The following is a 3163-nucleotide window of genomic DNA, read 5'->3' on the forward strand; positions in this document are numbered from 1 at the left end:
AGATACTATGTAAGGGTCGCGGAGGTAAGCTCCCTGGAGTAAAACGAGGAATCGGACACTCGTTTTTCGAAAGGAGCACGCAAATGAATGCGCCTGACACAGCCCTTCAAGGGCAGGATACGGCAGTCATCGGTTGGCTGTATGTCGCCTTCGAATTGGGTGACAAGAGCTGGAAGCTGTCGCTGGGTGACGGCGTACGCGCGCCGAGCCGATGCTCGGTCGCGGCAGGGGATACGGCATCTGTGCTGACAGCGATCACGAGGGCCAAGGCACGTTGCGGCCTGGCCGCGCAGGCGCCGGTGCGCAGTTGCTACGAGGCCGGCCGTGACGGCTTCTGGCCGCACCGCTGGCTGACCGAACAAGGGATCGCCAACCTCGTCGTGGACTCGGCCAGTATCGAAGTCAACCGGCGCGCGCGCCGCGCAAAGACGGACCGGCTCGACAGCGACAAGCTGCTGTCGATGCTGATGCGCTACCACGCTGGTGAACGGCGGGTGTGGGCCGTTGCGCGGATCCCCAGCCCGGAGCAGGAGGATGAGCGGCGCGTGCACCGGGAACTTGGGCGCCTGCGGCAGGAACGCACCGCGCACAGCAACCGGATCCGTTCGCTGCTGGTGCTGCACAACCTGCGAGTCGAGCGCATCGGTGGGCGCGCGTGGGTGGGCTGGTGGACTCAGCACGCCGAGCGACTATTGCCAGGTTTGCGCGCCGAGATTGAGCGCGAGTTCGAGCGCCTAACGCTGGTAGCCAAGCAGATCAGGGCGCTTGAGACACTCCAGCAGCATCAGGTCCGCAGCGGCGCACAACCCGCGATCGCACTGCTCGCCCGGCTGGCAGGTATCGGCACGGGAAGTGCATGGACCCTGGTCAAGGAACTGTTTGGCTGGCGGCGGTTTCACAACCGGCATGAACTTGCCGGCTGCCTGGGCCTGGCGCCGACGCCCTACGCAAGCGGCACCAGCGACGTCGAGCAGGGCATCAGCAAGGCCGGCAACAAACGCAGCCGATGGTTGATGGTCGAGCTCGCGTGGAGCTGGCTGCGCTTCCAGCCGGCCAGCCAGTTGAGCCAATGGTTCAATCAGCGCTTTGCCCTCGCCGGCAAGCGCATGCGACGGATCGGCATTGTCGCACTGGCGCGGCGGCTGGCGATCGCCCTGTGGCGCTATCTGGAATATGGTGAGATTCCGGCCGGGGCAAGGCTCAAGCTGCCGGGCAGCGAAGTGGTGGAGACCTGAACGACAAACCTCGAGCGACAACAGGAGTGGAAGGTTAGCACGCCCGGACAGTAGGAGGATTACCCGACGGGCAGTCGTAGTTTTAGATGGGGCGTGCAGTAATGGGGTGGTACCAGCGCATTGCGCATGCGGTATGTGGTGACCGGCCTAGTGCCGGCACGGATAGAAGTTGGCCCCGGGCAACCGCCCGGACATCACGCACCCCGCCTAAATCCTCTCGATGCATCGCTTTATGCAAAGGACTCCTCAATACAGGCAGAGGTCTTCGTCTGCGGGTTATCCACCGCCGGCCAGCGTCGTGGTCGTGGCAGACGACCCGCTGGCCGGCCGTGGATAACCCGCGGCACCGACTCAAACAGGGGAATCGACCTGCAGAAAATGGATCCTCAAAGGGCTTGACTTCCAATGCCCCATAGAAGTCTTACTGTGTCACAAATTTAGCTTCACATCCCAGCAGCATGGACACCGGCGGAGCCGGTTGATAATGGCACGAGCGATGAGTAGCCGCAGCGTCGAAATCGACTCAGCCACGTGGCGCTGCACTCGTCCGGCTGCCGCGAGGGACGTAATCCTTGGGTAAGGAAGGCGTTTCTGGTTGAGCACGGTTTTTTTTGAGGTGCTCTGATTGAGGCGCATAGCGACGAGGAAGGCGTAGGCCGCAATACACAGGGTGGCATGGTGATGAAAGCCCCTCCAGCCGCGGCCTTCATAGTGCGCGAGGCCGAACTCCTGCTTGAGTTCCTGATAGTCGCGCTCGATACGCCAGCGCATCTTGGTGACGAAGACCAATTGTTCCAGGGTGGCATCGGACGGACCGGTAGAGAGGAAGTATTTCACCGGCTCGGCTTCTCCTTCGGGCCATTCGATCAGTAGCCACTCCTCGGGACGCATCTGCGTGCCCAGGTAGTCGCGATGAGCAGGGCGAACCCGCACGGCGGCGAAGCGGGAGGACAGTTCAGTGTTGGAGCCTTCCCGCCAGGTGACCGTGCGATAGACTTGCTGCGGCAAGTCCATCGCCAAGGCCTTCACCGTCACCGGTTGGTGTCCAGGCTCCCGACGCAGCTTCGTCGGCCGTATGCCGCGACCGCTCCATGCCTTGGGCGGCAGCGGCGCGGTGCCGGGCGCCCATACCGTAGTCCCCGGCCGTATGCCGACTGCATACGGCATGCCCATCTCAGTAATGCCATCGCGAAAGGCGGTTTCATCGCCATACCCGGCGTCCGCCAGCACCACGCCCATCGGCACGCCCGAGGCGAGCGCCTCACGCATTTGCGCCAGAGCAATTTCCGGCTTGGTCGCGAACGTCATGCCGTCCGGCACCCCGGCCTTCTTCTTGCGCACCGGGTCACTCGCCCAGTCTTTGGGCAAATACAGTTGATAGGCGACAGGAATGCTGCCCTGGACGCTGGCCAGCGAAAGACTGACCGCCACCTGGCAGTTGTCCTGCTTGCCCAGTTGACCGCAGTATTGGCGCGCGACGCCAACTGAATGCGTTCCCTTCTTCGGGAACCCGGTGTCATCGATAATCCAGTAGCAGCCACTGTCCAACCCGAGGTGTGGCACAACCCAGTCGCGAACGCGCGACATCACGGCACTGTCCGACCATCCCGCCTTGGCCACGAAGTGATGTAACGATTGGTGCTTGGCAGCCACGTGTAGCGGATCGGTATGCGCAGCCAGAGGCTCAACACTCTTGCGCTGGATCGGCAACATGAGGCCTCGACAATAGTCCTGCAATCCGACGTTTCGATCCACATGATCCAACGCCACGCATAGGTACTCAATATAACGATCGAATTCCGCCAGATTTCCCATTGCCGCCTCTTGCCACGATGGAATCTTGGTTATAACTGAAATTCAATATTATTGACACAGTAATTGTCGTTTTTGTGACACAGTAAGATTAGGTAGCTGTAAGACGTCGCCAG

General features: G+C 61.6%; 1 protein-coding gene and 1 pseudogene. One reads left to right on the plus strand and one right to left on the minus strand.

Translation table 11 applies throughout. The features are described 5' to 3' along the window. Positions 1-83: 83 nt before the first annotated feature. Positions 84-1235, plus strand: coding sequence for an IS110 family transposase (locus tag OMK73_RS03410; RefSeq protein ID WP_267600756.1), 1152 nt, complete (start codon positions 84-86; stop codon positions 1233-1235). A gap of 421 nt (positions 1236-1656) precedes the next feature. Here OMK73_RS03410 and OMK73_RS03415 read toward each other — a convergent pair. Continuing rightward, positions 1657-3050, minus strand: a pseudogene (locus OMK73_RS03415) (IS701 family transposase). Between the last annotated feature and the right edge of the window lie 113 nt (positions 3051-3163).

The organism is Cupriavidus sp. D39 (assembly GCF_026627925.1).
GTDB lineage: Bacteria > Pseudomonadota > Gammaproteobacteria > Burkholderiales > Burkholderiaceae > Cupriavidus > Cupriavidus ulmosensis.

Coding starts and splice junctions, on each gene's coding strand:
- OMK73_RS03410 (WP_267600756.1), top strand. CDS start 84: ATGAATGCGCCTGACACAGCCCTTCAAGGGCAGGATACGGCAGTCATC.